At 67.5% G+C, this 18,407-nt stretch carries 22 protein-coding genes; 10 read left to right on the top strand and 12 right to left on the bottom strand.

Going from position 1 to position 18,407, the window contains the following annotated elements; translation table 11 throughout:
* Window positions 1-20: 20 nt before the first annotated feature.
* Complete coding sequence (locus tag ACWRN3_RS00730) at window positions 21-641, bottom strand: FMN-binding negative transcriptional regulator (protein ID WP_324644510.1); 621 nt, start codon at window positions 639-641, stop codon at window positions 21-23.
* 20 nt (window positions 642-661) lie between these two features.
* On the bottom strand, window positions 662-1,588 hold the full coding sequence (locus ACWRN3_RS00725; RefSeq protein WP_476739612.1) for a DMT family transporter: 927 nt from the start codon (window positions 1,586-1,588) through the stop codon (window positions 662-664).
* On the opposite strand from ACWRN3_RS00725, the gene ACWRN3_RS00720 reads away from it, so the two are divergent.
* Together ACWRN3_RS00720 and ACWRN3_RS00715 are read left to right on the top strand one after the other, a co-directional pair.
* On the top strand, window positions 1,587-3,014 hold the full coding sequence (locus ACWRN3_RS00720) for an aminotransferase-like domain-containing protein (RefSeq protein ID WP_476739611.1): 1,428 nt from the start codon (window positions 1,587-1,589) through the stop codon (window positions 3,012-3,014). The genes ACWRN3_RS00725 and ACWRN3_RS00720 overlap by 2 nt on opposite strands.
* 90 nt (window positions 3,015-3,104) lie before the next feature.
* Entirely contained in the window at window positions 3,105-3,902 is a 798-nt protein-coding gene (locus ACWRN3_RS00715) for a hypothetical protein (RefSeq protein WP_476739610.1), read from the top strand.
* Window positions 3,903-3,910: 8 nt separating this feature from the next.
* Here ACWRN3_RS00715 and ACWRN3_RS00710 read toward each other — a convergent pair whose 3' ends face one another.
* The 3 genes from ACWRN3_RS00710 to ACWRN3_RS00700 form a co-directional block, all read right to left on the bottom strand.
* Entirely contained in the window at window positions 3,911-4,717 is an 807-nt protein-coding gene (locus ACWRN3_RS00710; RefSeq protein WP_476739808.1) for an SDR family NAD(P)-dependent oxidoreductase, read from the bottom strand.
* Between the two features lie 137 nt (window positions 4,718-4,854).
* Window positions 4,855-6,258 (bottom strand): GntP family permease, encoded by a 1,404-nt coding sequence (locus ACWRN3_RS00705; RefSeq protein WP_476739609.1) that lies wholly within the window; start codon window positions 6,256-6,258, stop codon window positions 4,855-4,857.
* 36 nt (window positions 6,259-6,294) lie between these two features.
* On the bottom strand, window positions 6,295-6,840 hold the full coding sequence (locus tag ACWRN3_RS00700) for a gluconokinase (RefSeq protein WP_476739608.1): 546 nt from the start codon (window positions 6,838-6,840) through the stop codon (window positions 6,295-6,297).
* 190 nt (window positions 6,841-7,030) lie between these two features.
* On the opposite strand from ACWRN3_RS00700, the gene ACWRN3_RS00695 reads away from it, so the two are divergent.
* Window positions 7,031-7,765 (top strand): FadR/GntR family transcriptional regulator, encoded by a 735-nt coding sequence (locus ACWRN3_RS00695; protein ID WP_476739607.1) that lies wholly within the window; start codon window positions 7,031-7,033, stop codon window positions 7,763-7,765.
* A gap of 67 nt (window positions 7,766-7,832) precedes the next feature.
* On the opposite strand, the gene ACWRN3_RS00690 is transcribed toward ACWRN3_RS00695, so the two are convergent.
* From ACWRN3_RS00690 to ACWRN3_RS00665, 6 genes are all read right to left on the bottom strand, one after another.
* Complete coding sequence (locus tag ACWRN3_RS00690; protein WP_324644501.1) at window positions 7,833-8,786, bottom strand: plastocyanin/azurin family copper-binding protein; 954 nt, start codon at window positions 8,784-8,786, stop codon at window positions 7,833-7,835.
* Window positions 8,787-9,194: 408 nt separating this feature from the next.
* Entirely contained in the window at window positions 9,195-9,398 is a 204-nt protein-coding gene (locus tag ACWRN3_RS00685; protein WP_015936345.1) for a cold-shock protein, read from the bottom strand.
* Window positions 9,399-9,601: 203 nt separating this feature from the next.
* Entirely contained in the window at window positions 9,602-9,949 is a 348-nt protein-coding gene (locus tag ACWRN3_RS00680) for a PRC-barrel domain-containing protein (protein ID WP_324644499.1), read from the bottom strand.
* The gene (locus tag ACWRN3_RS00675) at window positions 9,936-10,346 is read right to left on the bottom strand and encodes a hypothetical protein (protein WP_255174784.1); all 411 of its coding nucleotides are present in this window, start codon (window positions 10,344-10,346) and stop codon (window positions 9,936-9,938) included. The genes ACWRN3_RS00680 and ACWRN3_RS00675 overlap by 14 nt, the downstream gene beginning before the upstream one ends.
* Window positions 10,343-11,569 carry an Nramp family divalent metal transporter gene (locus tag ACWRN3_RS00670; protein WP_476739606.1) on the bottom strand — a complete coding sequence of 409 codons (1,227 nt, stop codon included), beginning with the start codon at window positions 11,567-11,569 and terminating at the stop codon, window positions 10,343-10,345. The genes ACWRN3_RS00675 and ACWRN3_RS00670 overlap by 4 nt, the downstream gene beginning before the upstream one ends.
* Before the next feature lie 10 nt (window positions 11,570-11,579).
* Entirely contained in the window at window positions 11,580-12,068 is a 489-nt protein-coding gene (locus tag ACWRN3_RS00665) for a hypothetical protein (protein WP_255174783.1), read from the bottom strand.
* A 233-nt stretch (window positions 12,069-12,301) separates the two neighbouring features.
* Between ACWRN3_RS00665 and ACWRN3_RS00660 the strand changes: the two genes are divergently transcribed.
* The 4 genes from ACWRN3_RS00660 to ACWRN3_RS00645 all read left to right on the top strand — a co-directional run bounded on the left by ACWRN3_RS00660 (window position 12,302) and on the right by ACWRN3_RS00645 (window position 15,672).
* Window positions 12,302-12,712 carry a TfoX/Sxy family protein gene (locus tag ACWRN3_RS00660; protein ID WP_476739605.1) on the top strand — a complete coding sequence of 137 codons (411 nt, stop codon included), beginning with the start codon at window positions 12,302-12,304 and terminating at the stop codon, window positions 12,710-12,712.
* Window positions 12,713-12,796: 84 nt separating this feature from the next.
* Entirely contained in the window at window positions 12,797-13,561 is a 765-nt protein-coding gene (locus tag ACWRN3_RS00655) for an alpha/beta fold hydrolase (RefSeq protein ID WP_476739604.1), read from the top strand.
* 99 nt (window positions 13,562-13,660) lie between these two features.
* Entirely contained in the window at window positions 13,661-14,569 is a 909-nt protein-coding gene (locus tag ACWRN3_RS00650) for an SRPBCC family protein (protein WP_476739603.1), read from the top strand.
* Window positions 14,570-14,589: 20 nt separating this feature from the next.
* Window positions 14,590-15,672, top strand: coding sequence for a tellurite resistance/C4-dicarboxylate transporter family protein (locus tag ACWRN3_RS00645; RefSeq protein WP_476739602.1), 1,083 nt, complete (start codon window positions 14,590-14,592; stop codon window positions 15,670-15,672).
* Between the two features lie 25 nt (window positions 15,673-15,697).
* Here the strand turns inward: ACWRN3_RS00645 and ACWRN3_RS00640 are convergent, their stop codons facing one another.
* Window positions 15,698-16,399: a hypothetical protein gene (locus ACWRN3_RS00640; RefSeq protein WP_324644491.1), complete on the bottom strand. Its 702-nt coding sequence runs from the start codon at window positions 16,397-16,399 to the stop codon at window positions 15,698-15,700.
* Between the two features lie 312 nt (window positions 16,400-16,711).
* Here ACWRN3_RS00640 and ACWRN3_RS00635 point away from each other — a divergent pair, with 312 nt between their 5' ends.
* From ACWRN3_RS00635 to ACWRN3_RS00625, 3 genes are all read left to right on the top strand, one after another.
* A complete protein-coding gene (locus ACWRN3_RS00635) occupies window positions 16,712-17,251 on the top strand; it encodes a hypothetical protein (RefSeq protein ID WP_324644489.1) in 540 nt (179 codons plus the stop codon).
* 23 nt (window positions 17,252-17,274) lie between these two features.
* Window positions 17,275-17,598, top strand: coding sequence for a hypothetical protein (locus tag ACWRN3_RS00630; RefSeq protein WP_324644488.1), 324 nt, complete (start codon window positions 17,275-17,277; stop codon window positions 17,596-17,598).
* 89 nt (window positions 17,599-17,687) lie between these two features.
* Window positions 17,688-18,374 carry a response regulator gene (locus ACWRN3_RS00625; RefSeq protein ID WP_476739601.1) on the top strand — a complete coding sequence of 229 codons (687 nt, stop codon included), beginning with the start codon at window positions 17,688-17,690 and terminating at the stop codon, window positions 18,372-18,374.
* The last annotated feature ends 33 nt before the right edge of the window (window positions 18,375-18,407 follow it).

Raw genomic sequence — 18,407 nt, 5'->3', positions numbered from 1 at the left:
GCCCGCCTGATTCCCGGGACTCAGGGGCGGACGCGTTCGACGGCGGCCGCTCCGGCTTCCCGCCCGTCGGCCCGGAGGCCCGCCGCCACCCCCGCGGCGTCGGCATCGGAGCGGTTCTGGCTCAGTTTCTCCTTCGCTTCGATCCTGGTGATCACCAGTTCCACGCCCACGATCGCGCGCAGCTGCCCGGCGATGAACTTCTCCGGGGCGTCGTCCACAGTCCACGGATCCTGCCGGCCGCCCTCGTGCAGGCCGGTCAGGTGCCGCACATGCCGTGCCAGCCAGCCGGCGTCGTCATGGACCACCAGCTCGCCGTAGACGTGGGCGGTGCTGTAGTTCCAGGTGGGGACAACGCGGCCATGCTCTGCTTTGGCGGGATACCACGACGGCGAGATGTAGTCATCCGGGCCCTGGATGATGGCGAGCGCCTCCGCGGTGGGAGCGCTGGACCACTGCGGGTTGTTCCGCGCCATGTGCGCCTGCAGTGCGCCATGCTCCCCCACCGCAGGGTTGAACGCGACGGGCAGCAGCGTTGCCAGCAGGCCGCCGTCGGTCATGGTGACGAGATTGGCGGCACCGGCGTGTGCCAGGAGGTTCCGGATGGCGCCGGGCCGGGCGGCGAAGTGGGCGGGAATGTACATGGGAGTGTCCTTTCGTGCGGCTAGGAGGTTGGTTTGAGCCGGATGCGGACGGCCGCGGCGGCGCAGAGGACGACGGCGAGGGCGCCCGCCACCGTGGTCCAGGTCAGTGCCTCGCCCAAAAGGAGCGCGGCCCAGCAGATGCTCATTACCGGCTGCAGCAGCTGGATCTGGCTCACCTGTGCCATGGGGCCGGTGGCCAGCCCGCGGTACCAGGCGAAGAAGCCAAGGAACATGCTGACCACGGCCAGATAGCCGAACGCGGCCCATTGGGTGGGAGTGGCCGACGGCGGCTGGCCCTGGACGGAGACAACGGCCAGGACCAGCATGGCCGGCGCGCCGAGGACCAGCGCCCAGGCGATGGTTTGCCAGGAGCCCAGTTCGCGGGTCAGCAGGCCACCCTCCGCGTACCCCACCGCAGCGCAGGCAACGGCGCCCAGCAGCAGGAGGTCCGCCCAGTGCAACTGTCCCGCTCCCCCGGACTGCAGGACGGCAAAGGTTATGGCTGCCAGGGAGCCAAGCACCGTCACGGCCCAGAAGAGGGCCGGTGGCCGCTCGCCTGTGCGCAGCACGGCCACGGTGGCCGTGGCGGCGGGCAGGAGTGCGATGACCACAGCGCCGTGCCCGGCCGGCACGGCGGTGAGGGCGTAGGAAGTAAGCAGCGGAAAGCCGGCGACGACGCCGCCGGCCACGAGCGCCAGGCGCAGCCAGGTCCCTGGATGGGGCAGCCGCTGGCGGGTGATGGCGAGCGCTGCGGCGGCAAGGGCAGCGGCCACCACGGCCCGGCCGGAACCGATGAACAGCGGCGGGATCCCGGCCACGGCCACGCGGGTGAAGGGAACGGTGAAGGAGAAGGCCGCGACGCCCAGCAGGCCCCACCAGATCCCGGTGGACGGCCGGGGCAGTATCACTGGGCCATCAAGGACAGTAGCGCTACTATGTTCTCTCATGAACAACGATAGCAGTTCACGGATCGCGACGGCACTCCGGCAATGGGTTGCGGGAGCGGCACCCGGCGCCAAACTGCCGTCGACCCGCTCGCTGGTGGCCGAGTACCAGGTGAGCCCGGTGACGGTCCAGAAGGCCCTGCAGGCGCTGGCCTCGCAGGGCCTGATCGAAAGCCGGCCCGGCGTCGGGACGTTTGTCCGTGCCGTCCGCACCGCACGCCCGTCGGACTATGGCTGGCAGACCGCAGCGCTGCGGTCGCCGTCATCTCCGCTGCCGCCGTCGTCGGGCACCATGCGCAGTGTCCCCGGCGAGGCCATCTGGTTCCACTCCGGCTACCCGGACCGCGAGCTGTTGCCGGAACGGCTGGTCCGGTCCGCGCTGGCCCGCGCCGCCCGCGGCGACGCCGCCCTGTCCCGGCCGCCCGCCGCCGGCATGCCCGAACTGCAGCAGTGGTTCGCCCAGGAGCTGGGCTCGGCAACCCCGGTGGGAATGACGCCCCCAACGCCAAACGACGTCATCGTCCTGCCGGGCAGCCAAAGCGGACTCAGCTCCATCTTCCGCGCACTGGTGGGCGCGGGACAGCCTCTGCTCATGGAGTCGCCGTCGTATTGGGGTGCCATCCTGGCCGCCGCCCAGACCGGGGTGCGGGTGGTCCCGGTGCCCACGGGGCCCGATGGCCCGGACCCCGCCGACGTGGACCGTGCCTTTGCCGAGACCGGGGCCCGGGCGTTCTACGTGCAGCCCAACTATGCGAATCCCACCGGGGCGCAGTGGGCGGCGGCCCGGGGCGCCGAGATCCTCGACATAGCCCGCCGGCATGGTGCCTTCCTGGTGGAGGATGACTGGGCCCACGATTTCGGCATCACCTCAAACCCCGTCCCGTTGGCCACGCAGGATGATTCCGGCCATGTGGTCTACATCAGGTCGTTGACCAAGAGCGTGTCCACGGCCATCCGCATTGCCGCCGTGATCGTGCGCGGGCCGGCGCGGGAACGCATCCTGGGCCACCGCGCCGCTGAGTCGATGTATGTCAGCGGACTCCTGCAGGCAGCGGCGTTGGACGTGGTGACGCAACCCGGATGGCAGACCCACCTGCGCAGCCTCCGCCAGCAACTGCAGTCCCGCCGGGACCTGCTGGCCGCCAGCATCCGGGAGCACGTTCCGCAGGCACACCTCGACAACCTGCCAAGGGGCGGACTGAACCTGTGGCTGCGGCTGCCGGACACAACGGACCTTCCACGGCTGGTGCGTGACTGCGGGGACGCCGGCGTGATCATCGCCGCCGGCACCGAGTGGTTTCCGGCCGAGCCCGCCGGCGCGTTCATCCGCCTCAACTACTCAGGACCGAACCCCGGCGCCTACCCGGAAGGTGCAAGAGTCATCGGGGAGGCACTGGCGAGACAAGACCAAGGGTTGCCCAAGCATTAAATCAAGATTGGCGCTTAACCCGTTCCGCCCGCGGGGCCGGGACTACGCTGGCCGTGCCACCGCATCCGGTACACGCACTTTGGGGGACACATGCCTACACTCCGCAACATTTCCGCGCGCTGCACGCTTCGCAATGAAGACGCGCCCGCTGCAGGAGCCGCCCGGCGGAAGGGCCCAAACAAAGCGCTGGGCGCCGGGGCCGCTGCCGCCGTCGTACTCCTGCTGGCCGGCTGCGGCGCACCGCAGGCGTCGCTGACCTCCGCTGCCGGGACGGCCACCGAATCCGCCACGGCAACTCCCTCTGCAAAGCCCATCGCGGACACACCCTGCACAAGCATCAACGCCCGTCAGGTCTCTGGCGGAACCACGTACGTATGCACCAAGGACGAGTCGGGCAGGCTGGTGTGGCTCGAGGCCTCAGTGTCCAGGCAGGTCACCGACAAACTGGCCGCGGCCGCCGCAAAGGCGGCGGCAGAGAAAGCCGCGGCAGATAAGGCTGCGGCAGACAAAGCGGCGGCGAACAAGGCGGCCGCGGACAAAGCCGCAGCGGACAAGGACGCCGCCGATAAGGCCGCGGCAGAGGCTGCTGCCCGGCAAGCGGCTGAGGCGAAGGCGGCCCAGGACGCGGCTGCAGCCAAGGCCGCTGCAGAGGCCGCCGCCAAGGCCGCCGCACCTCCCGCTCCTGCGCCCCTGCCTGCACCCCAGCCCGTGCCGGGAACGAACCCCGGCTGCGACCCGAACTACTCAGGCTGCGTTCCCATCGCCTCCGACGTTGACTGCGCAGGTGGAAGCGGCAACGGACCGTCCTACGTCCGTGGCCCGGTCGAGGTCATCGGCCGCGATATCTACGGACTGGATGCAGACCACGACGGCGTCGGCTGTGAGTGAAACAGCGGTCAGGCAAAGGCCTTGACCAGCTCTTCGCTCTTCTCCCACAGCCCGCGCGCCAGTCCGGCGTCGTAGGCCTGGGCGTTGGCCTTGGCCAGGGCGCGCTTGGCGTAGTAGGCGCCGGAAATCCAGTCCGTGCCGGCGGTGCCGTTGATGAGCCAAAGCATCGTGTCGGCACCCTGGTCCGGGCTGAGCATGAAGCGGTTCAGCAGGGTGGTGTAGGCGTGCCGCCACGGGCTGCCGGACTCCGCAGCGAAGTTGGTGCGGACCACGCCCGGGTGGAATGCCGCCGTCGTGATCCCCTGGTCATGGAAGCGGCGGTGCAGCTCGGAGGTGAACAGGATGTTGGCGAGCTTGCCCGTGCCGTAGGCGCGGTTGGTGCTGTACCCGTGCTCGGCGTTAAGGTCGAAGAGGTCCAGCTTGCCGAAGTTGTTGGCGGCGCTGGAGGTGTTGATCACCTTGGCGTCGCTGGCGGTGAGCGTGTCCATCAGCAGCGTGGTGAGCAGGAACGGCGCCAGGTGGTTGACCTGGAAGGTCGTCTCGTTGCCGTCCACGGTGAGCGTCCGCTTGCCCATGATCCCGCCGGCGTTGTTGGCCAGGACATCGATGCGCGGGTAGTTTGCCTTCAGTTTCTCCGCGAGGTCACGGACCTGTGAAAGGTCGGCGAAGTCGGCCAGGTAGTGGTCGGCGCCGATGTCCCCGGCCAGGGCGCGGGTCTTGCCGGCGGAACGGCCGACGACGACCACCTGCTCCCCTGCCTGGGCCAGCGTCCTTGCGGCTGCCGCGCCAATGCCGTCGCTGGCGCCGGTGATCACGATGGTGCGGGGAGTCGTCAAGGGGTGTCCTTTGGTCGGCTGGGTGGTGCACCGGCATGGCACACCAAGGGGCATAACGACGGCGGGGCGGCCGGTGTTCCCACCAGCCGCCCCGCCGTGCTCCCGGACAGGAGGGGTCAGCCCACCGCGCCGGCCACCAGGAAGATGACGGCGGCGACGGCGAAGCCCATCACGCCGATGAGGGTTTCCATGACGGTCCAGGTCTTCAGGGTGGTCTTGACGTCCATCCCGAAGAAGCGGCCCACCAGCCAGAAGCCTGAGTCGTTGACGTGGGACACCACCACGGATCCGGCGGCCACGGCGATGACCATGGCGGCGATCTGCATGCCGTTCAGGCCGCCACCCGCCACGGCGGGAGCAATCAGGCCGGCGGTGGTGGTCAGTGCGACGGTGGCTGAGCCCTGGGCAATGCGCAGGATGGCGGAGATCAGGAACCCGGCCAGGATCAGCGGGATGCCCACGTTGCCCAGCACGTCCGCCAGCGCCTTGCCGATGCCGGAGGTGCGCAGGACGCCGCCGAACATGCCGCCGGCACCGGTGATCAGGATGACGGAGCAGACCGGCCCCAGGGAGGACTCGAGCAGCTTCTCCAGGGCACCGGCGTCGCGGCCCCGTCGGGTTCCCAGCACGAACAGCGCCGCAAGCACTGCGATGAGCAGGGCTACCGGGGTTTCACCGATGGTGCGCAGGACCTGGAACCACTGTTCCTTCTTGACGGACTCATCCAGCGCACCGGAGGAAGCCAGGGTGTTCAGGCCGGTGTTGAGGAAGATCAGCACCAGCGGCAGGAGCAGCAGGCCGATGATGGTGCGGAACCGGGGAGGGTGCGCCTCGGCCTCGGCGCTGGCGTGGCCCAGGATTTCGGGGACGGGGAGGACCAGCTTCTTGCCCGTGTACAGGCCGTAGAGGTAGGCGGTGACGTACCACGTGGGGATGGCGGTGATGAGGCCGGCAATGAGCACCAGGCCGATGTTCGCGTCGAAGAAGGCGGCAGCGGAGACCGGGCCCGGGTGCGGCGGCAGGAAGATGTGCATCACCGAGAAGGCGCCGGCGGCGGGCAGGCCGTAGCGGAGTACTCCCCCGCCCAGGCGGTGGGCGACGGCGAAGACCACGGGCAGCATGACCACCAGGCCGGCGTCGAAGAAGATGGGGAAGCCGAAGATCAGTGATGCCAGCCCCAGGGCGAACGGGGCACGTTTTTCACCGAAGATGCCGATCAGGTAGTCGGCCAGGACCTTGGCGCCGCCGCTGGTTTCCACGATTCGGCCGAGCATCGCGCCCAGGCCCACCAGCAGGGCCACGGTCCCCAGGGTGGTGCCAAAGCCGTCAACCAGGACGGGTACCACCTTGTTGGCGGGGATTCCCGTGGCGAAGGCCGTGGCGAGGCTGATGAGGATCAGGGCGATCAGGGCGTGGATCCGCAGCCGGATGATCAGGAACAGCAGCACGAGAATTGCCGCCGCGGCGATGAGCAGAAGCGGACCTGCGCCCATCGTCTGGGTCCATCCTTCGATGGTCATGGTTCTCCTTTGAAACAGGGTTGGGGCTTTGGGGGGTCAGGACGCGCCGGGCGCCTGGCCGGTGGGGAGGTTGAGGGCCTGTACGACTGCGGCGACCAGCTCTTCAGGTGAGCGCGAGATGTCGAGGCGGAGACTTCCGGCGGCGATCTCTTCCTGGGTCAGCGGCTCCAGGGTGGCCAGCTGGCTGGGCAGCAGCGTGGGCGGCATGAAATGCCCTTCCCGGCCCTGCATGCGCTGGCTGATCAGGTCCGCCCCGCCGTCCAGGTGGAGGAAGACGACCCGGCCCTGGGCGCCGGACAACAGCTCGCGGTAGCCACGCTTGAGCGCGGAACAGGTAAGGACCGTGCTCTTGCCGGCGGCAGCCTGGGCAGTCATCCAGTCACGGATCTCCTCCAGCCACGGCCAGCGGTCTTCGTCCTGGAGGGGGATGCCCTGGCTCATCTTGGCGATGTTTGCGGCGGGATGGAATTCGTCCGCTTCGGCGCATGCCCAGCCCAATTGGCGGGAAAGGGCCGCGGCCAGGGTGGATTTGCCGGAACCGGCAACGCCCATGACCACAAGGTGCGTGGCTGGATACTGCATGTCATACCTCCGGAGAAGACGTCTTTGGCTTTCGAAGAAGCTCGCGGTGGACCTGTCTGAAACGGGCCAAGCGATAAGGTATCACCTTTCTTTCCGAAAGATGCTATCTATTCGTGTCACAAGTCATACCTTTGGTCCAATCCCCGGTATTCTGGGAGGGCGCAGCGGCGCGTGAGCGAACGGGGAAAGAATGTCGACGGCGACAGTCCAGGATGGCGATGAGATGCACGAGGGCGGGTCCTCCCCGGCCATGCACGAACGGGTGCTGGAAGCGGTGGGGGTCGCTGTCGCCTCCGGGCGCCTCGCGCCGGGAAGCAGGCTTACCCTTGAGGGCCTGCAGCACGACTACGGAATTTCGCGCACCGTTGCCCGGGACACCATGAAAGTCCTGGAGTCCATGAACCTGGTCTACTCCCGGCGGCGGGTGGGCATCGTGGTGCAGGACCCGTCGCTATGGAATGTCTTCGACCCGAAGCTCGTGCGGTGGCGGCTGGCCTCGGACCGGCGGGAGCTGCAGTACAGCAGCCTCACCGAGCTGCGCATCGCCGTCGAGCCCATCGCTGCCGCCGGCGCCGCACGCCGGGCCAGCGCCGCCGAACGCGCACAGCTGGTCTCCCTGGCCGGGGACCTCCGCCGGCTGGGGGAAGCCGGGGACCTGCAGGCTTTCCTTGCCGCCGACATCGCGTTCCACCAACTGCTGCTGCGCAGCTGCGGCAACGAAATGTTCCGGGCGCTGGAGGGAATGGTGGCGGAGGTCCTGACCAGCCGCACCCGGCAGGGGCTCATGCCGTTCAAGCCGCGGGCCGAGGCGCTGCAGGCACACGAGGATGTGGCAGCCGCCGTGGCCGGCGGAGACACTGCCGTGGCAGAACGCGCCATGCACCACATCCTCGACGAAGTGCGCGAGGCGATGGGGCTGCACTGACTCCGGGGACACGCAAAGCGGTCCGGCCGGGGCAACCGCCCCAACCGGACCGCGTGGAAACCAGGCGTCAGTCGACGACCTTCACCTTGCCCACCATGCCCATGTAGTCATGGAGTGCACAGATGTAATCAAAGGTGCCCTTTGTCTGGAACGTCACCGCGAACTCAGCGCCGGGCCACATGATGCCCGAGTTGAGGTTGCCCCCGGTGAAATGCGACGGATCGCCGGACGGGGCGAAAATGTTCGCCGGTTCGGTACCAAACGTAACGGTGTGGGGAGCGTCCATGCCGGTATTGGCGAACACGACGGTATCGCCCACATGCACCGTCACGGCGGGCCGCACGAAGCGCATGACCATCGCAACGCCGTCGTCACCGCCTGCGATCACCCTGTGGCTGTTGGCCTGGTCCGCCAGGTCCGCGGTGAGCTCGCGTCCGTCCCGCAGGATGGACCGCTCCTCGGCCCGCGATGACTTGTCGTAGTCTGACTGGCTGTACGGATAGTCAGTCCCCTGCTCACGGACGTGTACCGTCCCCTTCATCACCATGCCGTGGACCAGGCAGTAGTAGGTGAAGTCGCCTTCGCGCGGGAACGCCAGGCTGTAACTCCTGGCGTCCGGGAAGCCGGGCACGTCAACGTTGGCCAGGAGGCCCGAGTTGTAGTACGAATGCCCGTCGTAGCTGTCCCCTCCGCGCTTCAACAACTCATCGTTGTTGAACGGATCGAATGGCTGCAACGGCTGTCCCGACGCCAGGAACGTCACTGTGTGGATCTCCGCGGAGTTGGCCTCCCACGTAATGGTGTCCTGCTCGTTGATGAAAATCTCCGAGGGGAGGAACTGCATGCCCTGGATTGCCTGGTTGCGGGACTCAGAGCCCACCTGGACCTGCCACGTCCGGTGGCCCGATTGGCCCGCCGAGGCGGGGCCTGCTGCAGCCATTGAGGCCAGCAGCGAAAAAGCGAAGGCAACGATAAACGCCAGTGTCTTGAATCTGGAATTGCTTCCCCGACTACTCTTCATAGCAATGCTTCCTTGAACGGCAACCGGCCATCAGCCGGTATACAGCTATGGCCGATTCAAGTCACTGCTCATGGGGCCGAACCGGCCACTGATTATCGGAGTGAAAGTGCCGGCTGCCGATGCCGGGGAGCGCAGGCAGCCGGGCCGGCCGAGCATCGTGCCGGACATGCACCACCCCAACTGGTGCCGCGCTGGTTGGAGTTTTCCAAACGCCGCCGTGGGCGTGGGGTTGGCACGCTGCGTACGTACGCACTAAACAGATTGCTCCTTCAACTGAACTTTGTCGAGGAGGCAAAATCGAGGGCCTGGGAGCGGACCACAAAAGGCCCGGGTTAACAAAAAAGCAGGGCTTGCCGCGAAACGGCAAGCCCTGCTTTTGAAACCTAACGGTCCCGGATCCCTAGGAAATTAGAGAGCCTGGATGTTGGTGGCCTGGGGACCCTTGGGGCCCTGCTCGGTGTCGAAGGAAACCTTCTGGTTCTCTTCGAGGGAGCGGAAGCCGGAGGAGTTGATCGCGGAGTAGTGCGCGAAAACGTCCTGCGAGGAGTCGTCCGGGGAGATGAAGCCGAAGCCCTTTTCAGCGTTAAACCATTTGACGGTACCAGTAGCCATTATTTTTGTCCTTCGTGAAGGTGGAGGGAACGTCCCGACTTTCGGGCCCTCCGGCGTGGGGTGTTCAAAAACCGCTACTTCAGAAGAACACGGACTTTCGACCGTGCGTACTGCCTGAACTACCAACTGCATAAACACAACAACAGGGTCAACTCTACAGGAGATCCGCCGCACGCCTAATTGCAGGCCTGTTCAACTCCGTCCTATCCCTTCGCAGTGTCCTGCAGCGCCGGGCTGTAGCGGGTGAACCCGGGCCGTAGCCGGACCGAGTGTGAGCCCACCAGGGCGATGTCCTCCCACAGCACCAGGAAGGATCCGCGGTGCCGCCAGCGGAGGATCCGGGCCACCAGCCGGGGCCGCGTGAGGCCGTTCCGGTCGTAGCCCATGAAGGAGGCCGTGCTGTGCGGGCCGACGACCAGCCCCAGCAGGCGCGGCTCAGCCATCAGCTGATGCGGGGTGCCGTCCAGGACGAACCGGACATCTGCCACCCGGCCCAGCCTCCCGCCGTCGGCATCATGAACGGGGGTGCCCAGCAGGTCACCGAGGATCATGGCGGCCTCCCGGAATGCGCGCAATGATCTTGTCCCGGACCCACCGCTCCACCCAGCTCGCGTCCAGCGGCTCCCCGCTGATGCCAAGCCGCAGCACCACGCCCACCTCCGCCACGTCCTTCCACGGGATCCGGATCAGCCGGGACGACGGCGGCCTGCCGCCAAAGATGCGCGTCCCCAGCACCGACCCCGTCAGCAATGCAGTGACGACCGGCGCCGCGGTCCCCGCTTCAATCTCCACGTCCACGGCGGGCCCGCTCAGCTCGAGGTCGTCGACGGTGGTGACCGGGACGCCGTCGTGGTCCAAAACCTGCCGGTCCAGCAGGTGCAACTGGGCGTCCAGGACGCGCCCGGCCACCTGCGGGGCCGGAAGCAGCGGGTCGGGTGAGGATGTCATGAGCCGGCTCCTGTCACGATCATGAGGGGGATGGCGGCGATGGAGGCCACCAGGATGATCACCAGGTAGACCATGCCCAGGACATTGACAACCCGCCCGTTGACATGCTCGCGCATGTACTCGGGATCGTTGGCCACGATGAGGATGGGCAGGTAGGTCAGGGGCAGGGCGATGGCCGAGAACACCACCGAATATTCGGTGACCAGCACGGGATCCACGCCTGTAGCCAGGACCGCGATGCCCACCAACAGGCACACGATCATGGCCAGGTGGAAGCGGGCGGCCTCCGCGGGCCGGCGGAACTTGCCCCAGGACCAGCCAAAGAACTGGGCCAGGGTGTAGCCGCTGGAGAGCGTGGTTTCCAGCGCCGCACCGAACGTCGCCGCCACGATCCCCACCAGGACCAGCGCCAGCCCGATCTTCCCGGCGCCCTCCGCAACGGGCAGGACCACCTGGGACAGCGACGTCACCGAGATTCCGGCCGGCAGCAGGACGACGGCGGCGCACGCGGCGATGGCGACGGACAACAGGCCGCCCAGCGGGAATCCCACCAGGACGTTGATCCGCTCCTGGAGCAGGTCCTTCACCTTCCACCCCTCCTCCACGGCACCGGAGGAGAAGAAGAACACCTCATACGGGGTCATGGCCGCGCCGAACAGGGCTATGGCGTAATAGCTGTACGTCCACACCGTTTCCTGTTCCGGGACGGCAGGTGCCAGCTGTCCGGCCAGCGCCGCCCAGTCCGGCTTGAGCAGGAACAGTGCCACCGCAAAGATGATCAGGGTCAGCCCCAGCAGGCCGGTGACGTTTTCCATGATGGTGAACCGGACCCGCCAGACCACCAGCCACACTGCCAGCGCTGCCACGGGAATCCACAGCAGGTAGTACACGCTGCTGGCCAGCTGCAGGGCCAGGGCAATGCCGCCGATCTCAGCCGTCACGGTCATCAGGTTGATCAGGAACGACGCCGAAAGGTTGGCCAGCCCGGCCCGCGGTCCCAGCCGTTCGCGGATCACCTCGAACGTAGCCCGGCCGGACACCGCCGCCACCCGGCCGGACATGTTGGCGAACAGGCAGATCCCCACCACGCCCACAGCCACCACCCACACCAGGGACAGGCCGAAGCGGGATCCGACGACGGCGTTGGTCACCAGGTCCCCGATGTCCACAAACCCGCCGATGGCGGTGAGGATCCCAAGCGCGACGCCCAGGAGCCGCTTCACGGTTCAGCCTTCATTGGGACCCCACCTTGCCTTCGAGCTGCTTGAGGGCGTCCTGCGCGCCGGCGAGCGCCTTGTCCCCGTCGGACACGGAGGGGGTGCCGCCGTCGTTCGCTGCCAACGCGGCGCGTGCCGTGGCAAAGCCGGCGGCGCACTGGTCCAGCACGTCCAGCGCCTGCTTCTGGGTCTCGCGGTCCTCCTGGGTGGCCGGGGAGAGCTTCAGGACCGTGCCCCGGCTGGTCTGGATCTCCTTGAGCTCATCGTCAAGCGTGGTGGAGGTGGCGGCACGGGTCAGTTTGCCGTCCATGTCCTGGCGGAGCGCGATGCGGGCGGTGGCGACGGCGGAGGAACTGTCCTTGAGTGCCGTGGACACTGACTGGCTGGTGCCGCCGCTGCAGCCGGTGAGCAGGGTGAGCGCAGCGAGGGCCAGCCCGCCCAGGTGCTTCCGGCCCGGCCGCGTGCTGCGTCCAGCCGGGGCCGGCCCTGGAGTTGTCAGCACCATCGCCTCCAACCCTCCGGGGAAGCCCCCGGATCCTCGGAATTCGCCCTTCGCCAGGCAGCCAAATTTTAGTTGCCTACGGTTAGGTATAGCACTCAGCCGTGAAGTTTGACCTGCTCAGGGGCGGAATTCTTGCCTGCTGCACCAGGGTGGCGGCCAGCCCTCGACGGCGGCACCGAACAGGCATATCCTGCATCCAGATCTGCGGAAAAACCCTGCCACCGGAAGGTGACGCCATGGAAATGCCCAAGGCAACCGAGGAAGAAAAAGAGCGGTTCCGCCGCGTGGTCCCCAGCCATCCCGGAGTTGTGGTGAAGCCGATGTTCGGCAACCTGGGAGCGTTCGTCAACGGCAACATGTTCGCCGGGCTGTTCGGGTCCACCATTGGTGTGAAGCTCTCCCGCGAGGACAAGGAACTGCTGGAGTCCTCCGAACGGACCGTGACGTTCGGGCCGGCGGACAGGCCCATGGGTGGCTACACCGGACTGCCGGAAGTGTGGAATGAAGAGGGCGACGGCGATGACACCCGGGCGCGGGCCTGGGCAGAAAAGGCGCTGGCTTACGTCGCCACCCTGCCGCCCAAGGAGGCCAGGGAGCCCAAGGCCCGGGCCACCAAAGCCGGGGCCCGCGGAGCGGCGGCGAAGTAACCGTGTCCGCCCCTGCAGCACCCCCGAAGGAAACCAGCACATCGGCGGCGCGCCGTTACCGTGCCGCCTGAAGGAGCCCTTGCCATGGAACCGTTCCGGGTCATCCTCCTGCCCGGCAGCGTCCTCCCCGCCGGCCCCGCATACGGCGCGCTGCTGGCGGCACTGGGAGGCACCGTTGAGGCCGTGGCCAAGGACCTTGAGCTCTACGCGGGTGAAACTCCCCCGCCAGGCTGGAGCCTGGATACCGAAGCGGACGGCGTGCTCCGCGAGGCGGACGCCCGCGGCTGGGATACCTTCCATCTGCTGGGGTATTCCGGTGGTGGCGCAGCGGCCCTGGCACTCACGGCCCGGCACCCGGAACGGCTGCTGAGCCTGGCCCTGCTCGAGCCGGCCTGGGCGGGCACCTGGGACTGGAGCCCGGAGCACACGCGGCTGTGGCACCGCTATGGCGAACTGGGCGACCTGCCGCAGGAGGAATTCATGGCCGCCTTCATAAGGCTGCAGGTGAAGCCCGACGCCGTCCTGCCGCCTCCGCCGCCGGGCCCGCCGCCGCCGTGGATGGCCAAGCGCCCGGCCGGGATCAGCGCCTTCCTGCATGCGTTCAACACCTATGCCCTGGACCGTGGCCGGCTGGCTGCCTTCCATAAACCGGTGCTCTTTGTGCTGGGCGGCATGAGCAGCCCGGATGAGCAGGGGGACAACGCTGGGCGCCTGGCCCGCGTCTTCCCTGATTTCCGGCTGGAGGTGTTTCCCGGCCGGCACCATTTCGACCCGCCGCACCGTGCGGAGCCGGAGCGGGTGGCCGCGCTGCTGGGTGCGCACTGGGCACGGGCACAGGCAGCGTCGTAGCTGCCGGCTGGGACCTTTTCCTCTGTTTATGCGGCGCCCAGGGGACTGCACTGGAAGGGACAATGCAGGAATCCCGCCCTGCCGGAAAGGAGACAGGACATGACCAGGACTATTCTCCGGAGCACCGTGATCAAGGCTCCCGTGGAGACGGTCTTCACCTTCCTGAGCGACCCGACAAACTGGATGACGGCCTTCCCCGGAGACAGCGACGTCACCAACCTGGACATCAAACCCGACGGCGTGGGCACGTCCGCGCGCTGGTCCGCCAAGGCGTGGGGCATTCCCATGCACGTGACCCACGAGTACCGGGAGGTGATGCCCAACAAGCGCATCGTATCCAAGGCGTCCGTGGGGCCTGTCATCACGTTTTCGCTGGAACCGCTCAACGGAAGCGGCACCGAACTGGCCGTCGAGTCAGCCCTGGAAATCGATGCACCCCTGGTCCGGGTTCCCGCCCAGGCATTGTTTGCCAGACTGACCGAAGACGACATCCAGGGCATGGTCGCCAACGTCAAGAGCCTGCTGGAGACCGGGAAGAAGACGGTCCCGCACGCCAACGAGGCGAAGTTCAGCCAGACCCTGACCTGGTCTGACAGCGTGACCATCGCCGCCGCGGTGGAGGACGTCTTCGAGCTGGTGAAGGATCCGCGGGTCTGGCTGGGGCCGGACGTCCAGATCTCGGACCTGGTGACCACCCCCGAGGGTGTGGGGACCACGTTCCAGGCGTCGTGGAAAGTCCTTGGCATTCCGCTCAAGACCACGCACGAATACACCGAGTACGTCCCAAAGAGCCACTTCACGTCCAAGGCGGCCTTAGGCCCGGTCTTCCGGGTGGAGGTGGCGCCCGGGGACGGCGGTACCCGGCTCAGCATCCGGTCCGATACCGTCCCCCGGAACATGGCGGAGGCCGCCGTTGACGCGCTCATCATCAAGATGTCCGAGCGTGGCCAGGCCCAACAGCTGGCCGGAATCAAGGCGAAGGCGGAGCGCCGCACCGGTGCCCTCTGAGCCACCCTAAGCTTGGTGCCATGGACACCGCCACCGACGCCCGGAACTCCTTCGGCTCCCGCGCCAGCCAGGCGGTCCGGACGCTCACCCCCGGCTACTTCGCGCTCACCATGGCCAGCGGCATCATCTCCGTGGGGCTCGAGCTTGAGGGCTTCCACGCGTTGTCCATGGCGCTGCTGGTGGTGTGCGCCCTCTCCTACCTCCTGATTCTTGTGCTTAGCCTGTTCCGCCTGGCCAGGTTCGCCGCCGACGTGCGCAGCGACTTCATGGATCCCGGGCGGGCGTTTGGCTTCTTCACGTTCATCGCCGGAACAAACGTGCTGGGGACGCGCCTTGGCATGGCGGGATGGCAGGGCGCGACGGCGGTGCTGCTTGCGGTTGCGGTGCTCGCCTGGGTGGTGCTGGGCTACGTCGTGCCGTGGACGGCAGTGCTGGGAAGGTCCGAGCGGCCCGTGGTCAAGGATGCCAACGGCTCCTGGTTCATCTGGTGCGTGGCCAGCCAGTCCGTGGCGGTTGCGGCCGCATCGATCGAGCCACTCGCCGGCCCGGACTGGCGCGCGGCCCTGGCGCTCGTCGCCGTCGTCGCCTGGTCGGTGGGGCTTATCCTCTATGCCGCCGTGGGGATCTTCGTCTCGCTGCGGCTCATGACCTACCCCATCCTGCCGCAGGACCTCCGCCCCCAGTACTTCGTGGCCATGGGCGCCATGGCCATCAGCGTCCTGGCGGGAGCCCGGATCGTGGAGATGGCAGGCGCGCCCATGGTGGATGCAACGCGCGGGCTGGTGGCCGGCGCTTCCGTGGTGTTCTGGTCCTTCGCCTCATGGCTCTTCCCGGTGCTCCTTGCCGCCGGCTGGTGGCGCCACGTGCTCCACCGCGTGCCGTTGTCCTACGAGCCGGGCCTGTGGAGCGTCATCTTTCCCCTCGGCATGTCCGCCGTGGCCGGGATCTACCTGGGCCGCGCCGACCAGTTGCCCCTGGTGGCAGCCATCGGCCGGGCCGAACTGTGGCTGGCGGTTGCAGCGTTCCTCGCCACCTTCGGGGCCATGCTCTGGCACCTGTGGGCCACGCTGCTCGCACCATCCCTGCCGCGGACCGGCACCTGACGGCAGTCCCGCACAGCGTTCCGCGTCAGCCTGCCCGCGGGCCGGGGCCCTGGGCCCTCTGGCGGCCATCGCGGTGGGCAACGTAGGCGTAGACCATGAGGGCGATGCCGGCCACGATCATCACCGCAGGGAAGGCAAAATCCACCGGGATCAGCACGGCCATGGCCTGCAGCACGAAGATCAGGCCCATGACGGCAAGGATGCCCGCCGGAATCAACGGCCATTTCATCCGTTCCGTACGGTGCCCGCCCTCATCAACGCGGACCGGCACCAGGGACAGCACGCCAAAGGTGGCCGCCAGGCCAAGGAAGAGGACGGCTGCAGTGGGCGTACCCTGCAGTTCCTGCGGGAGTGCCACGATGACTGCCAGCGTGAACATGACGCCGGAAGGTATCAGCGCCCACCAATTGCCCCGTTCCCGCACGAACACGGCCCCGAACCCGGCACCCATGAAGAGGAACAGGAAGGCCGCGCCCCAGGCACCTCCGGTGAGCTCGGTGGCGATGACGACAGCTGCCAGGCCCAGGAACACGGACCCGGGAATGGCCGCCCACCAGTTCTCCCGGCGCCGGATGAACAGGGACAGGAACAACACCCCCACGGCCGCGAAAATCACCGGCGCCACGAAGGCAGCCGTGTCCATGACGCCCAGCCGGTCCAGGAGCAACAGGCCGCCCAAGGCAATGAGGATCACGCCTGCGATGATGCTTGCGTTTGCCGATTTCACCGTGTGCCTCCCGGATCCGCAGGCGGCCTTACACCGCCCTGCTTGTTTCAGGCTAGGGCGGCCCCGGACCCTGAAACAGGGCACAAAGCCCCCGGTGATCGCCGGTGGCCCGCTTCGAGGACGGGACCTTCAGCCCTATAGCGGGCGCGGGAGGCTTGGCATTCTTGTAAAGGCACCGTCCGGGTCCTCACATTGCGAGGCCGGAGCGGCTTTCCACAGTGAAACCCCCAGTGACTTTCCGCCGGAGGCACCGTCAAGGATGCCCGCCGGCATGCAGCCGCACCCAGCTTGCTGGATTTTGAAAGGGCCGACATGTCCGCTGACATCCTCACCTTCCGTCCCGCGCCCCTGTCGCAGGCGGACGCCGCACGCCGGCGGGCGATGCTTCTCCACCCGTCCAATTTCGTCCCGGCATCAGCTCCGGACGGTGACGACATGGAGAAGGCAGAAGCGCTGGCCGGCCGGTTCGACCCCCTGTACAAGGCGCTCCTGGACCGGGGACTCTCCGCAAACGGGGCCCGGACAGAGGTGGCCCGGGCGGCCGCTCGGGACATCTGGGACGATCTCACCGCCCAGCTGCGGCAGCACCGGGCAGCGGGCCAGCAAATGGATGCCAACGTCCTGGCCGTCGCCCTTGCATCGATCCAGTGCCTGAACAGCGTCCTGCCGCGCCGTCCTGAAGATCTCAAGCACGCTGTCCGCGCCGTAAGCACCGCACGCCGCCGGCTCCAATACAACGGAGGACTGCTGCACCGGCTGCATCCGCACCGCAACCCGGCCTTCCAGGACGCAGTCGCCACGCTCCAGTCGCTGGAGGTCTTCCTCGCCCGCCCACAGCAGCAGGCCGCCTGAGCCGGGGCAGAAGGGTACGGAACATGGCAACCATGGACGAGTACAAGGCAGTACACGCCGGCAAGGAACCGCCAGGCGGCCTGGAGCACGGCACCGAGCTCGGGCACGGCGGGTGCAATGTCATTTCCAAGGACAGTGGAGGGGTGGTGGGCCGCTGGGGTTCGTGGGAAACTGCCAGCGTGGCCCTGAACCGGCTCCAGAGGCTCGGAGGCCGGTATGAATACCGGCTCGAGGAGTCCCATCAATGGGTGCCGGGGCCGGAACACAGCACCATCTGCGCCGTCTGCAGCGCCCACCGGGAGGTTCCGGCTTATTCCGGGACGGCGCTGGGAATTGACTGGCCCTAAGTGCCCGATGATTAGTGAGGTTCCTTCCGGAGGGGCGGCTGCAGGGAAAGGGCAGCCGGGGAGGGCGTCGAGTTGATGAGAGCGTCTTCATGAATACACCTGCAGCACCCCCCAATGAGTCTTGGTCCGCCATCCTGCCCATCCGGGTCTTCATCCTCAATGACCACGAGATGGTCCGGAAGGGTCTCGGCGACCTGCTCGAACATGTTGGTTTCGATGTGGTGGGCGAAAGCGGTTCCGCTTCAGAAGCCCGGCGCCTGATCCACGTCCTGCAGCCGGACATCGTGGTGCTGGATGACAGGCTGCCGGACGGGACGGGCATCGAGGTGTGCCGCGACCTGCGCTCCACGGCCCCAGAGGTGCGTTGCCTGATCCTTACCGGCTGGGACGAACAGCACGCCATACGGGCAGCGGTCCTTGCGGGGGCTTCGGGCTACGTGCTCAAGCGGATCGGAGACAGCGACGCATTGATCAACTGCATCCGCAGCACCGCCGCCGGCATTTCCTCCATCGGCCCCGGGGTCAGGGAGCGGGTGGCCGACGGCCTGTACGCCACTGCTTCGGCCCCCTGGCTGAAGGCCATGACGCGGACCGAACGGAATGTACTCGCCCTCATGGCCCGCGGACTGACCAACCCCCAGATCGGGCAGGAGATGGTGCTGCCTGACGACGCCGTGGCCGCCCACGTATCTTCCGTGCTCCATAAATTGGGCTTCCGCCGGCGGGGTCACCTGATTCCCGCGCCCATCCCCCGGGCGTGGGAACTGCTGCACTGACCCCCCCTGACCGTCACCCCGGCACATGTTAAG

Source organism: Pseudarthrobacter sp. rb (assembly GCF_056389225.1).
This window is presented reverse-complemented; position numbering and strand designations above follow the sequence as displayed.

What these genes read in the sequence shown, in the direction of transcription:
- ACWRN3_RS00730 (WP_324644510.1), bottom strand. Translation starts at nt 641, where the DNA reads ATGTACATTCCCGCCCACTTCGCCGCCCGGCCCGGCGCCATCCGGAAC.
- ACWRN3_RS00720 (WP_476739611.1), top strand. Translation starts at nt 1,587, where the DNA reads ATGAACAACGATAGCAGTTCACGGATCGCGACGGCACTCCGGCAATGG.
- ACWRN3_RS00725 (WP_476739612.1), bottom strand. Translation starts at nt 1,588, where the DNA reads ATGAGAGAACATAGTAGCGCTACTGTCCTTGATGGCCCAGTGATACTG.
- ACWRN3_RS00715 (WP_476739610.1), top strand. Translation starts at nt 3,105, where the DNA reads ATGCCTACACTCCGCAACATTTCCGCGCGCTGCACGCTTCGCAATGAA.
- ACWRN3_RS00705 (WP_476739609.1), bottom strand. Translation starts at nt 6,258, where the DNA reads ATGACCATCGAAGGATGGACCCAGACGATGGGCGCAGGTCCGCTTCTG.
- ACWRN3_RS00700 (WP_476739608.1), bottom strand. Translation starts at nt 6,840, where the DNA reads ATGCAGTATCCAGCCACGCACCTTGTGGTCATGGGCGTTGCCGGTTCC.
- ACWRN3_RS00695 (WP_476739607.1), top strand. Translation starts at nt 7,031, where the DNA reads ATGTCGACGGCGACAGTCCAGGATGGCGATGAGATGCACGAGGGCGGG.
- ACWRN3_RS00690 (WP_324644501.1), bottom strand. Translation starts at nt 8,786, where the DNA reads ATGAAGAGTAGTCGGGGAAGCAATTCCAGATTCAAGACACTGGCGTTT.
- ACWRN3_RS00685 (WP_015936345.1), bottom strand. Translation starts at nt 9,398, where the DNA reads ATGGCTACTGGTACCGTCAAATGGTTTAACGCTGAAAAGGGCTTCGGC.
- ACWRN3_RS00680 (WP_324644499.1), bottom strand. Translation starts at nt 9,949, where the DNA reads ATGATCCTCGGTGACCTGCTGGGCACCCCCGTTCATGATGCCGACGGC.
- ACWRN3_RS00675 (WP_255174784.1), bottom strand. Translation starts at nt 10,346, where the DNA reads ATGACATCCTCACCCGACCCGCTGCTTCCGGCCCCGCAGGTGGCCGGG.
- ACWRN3_RS00665 (WP_255174783.1), bottom strand. Translation starts at nt 12,068, where the DNA reads ATGGTGCTGACAACTCCAGGGCCGGCCCCGGCTGGACGCAGCACGCGG.
- ACWRN3_RS00660 (WP_476739605.1), top strand. Translation starts at nt 12,302, where the DNA reads ATGGAAATGCCCAAGGCAACCGAGGAAGAAAAAGAGCGGTTCCGCCGC.
- ACWRN3_RS00655 (WP_476739604.1), top strand. Translation starts at nt 12,797, where the DNA reads ATGGAACCGTTCCGGGTCATCCTCCTGCCCGGCAGCGTCCTCCCCGCC.
- ACWRN3_RS00650 (WP_476739603.1), top strand. Translation starts at nt 13,661, where the DNA reads ATGACCAGGACTATTCTCCGGAGCACCGTGATCAAGGCTCCCGTGGAG.
- ACWRN3_RS00645 (WP_476739602.1), top strand. Translation starts at nt 14,590, where the DNA reads ATGGACACCGCCACCGACGCCCGGAACTCCTTCGGCTCCCGCGCCAGC.
- ACWRN3_RS00635 (WP_324644489.1), top strand. Translation starts at nt 16,712, where the DNA reads ATGTCCGCTGACATCCTCACCTTCCGTCCCGCGCCCCTGTCGCAGGCG.
- ACWRN3_RS00630 (WP_324644488.1), top strand. Translation starts at nt 17,275, where the DNA reads ATGGCAACCATGGACGAGTACAAGGCAGTACACGCCGGCAAGGAACCG.
- ACWRN3_RS00625 (WP_476739601.1), top strand. Translation starts at nt 17,688, where the DNA reads ATGAATACACCTGCAGCACCCCCCAATGAGTCTTGGTCCGCCATCCTG.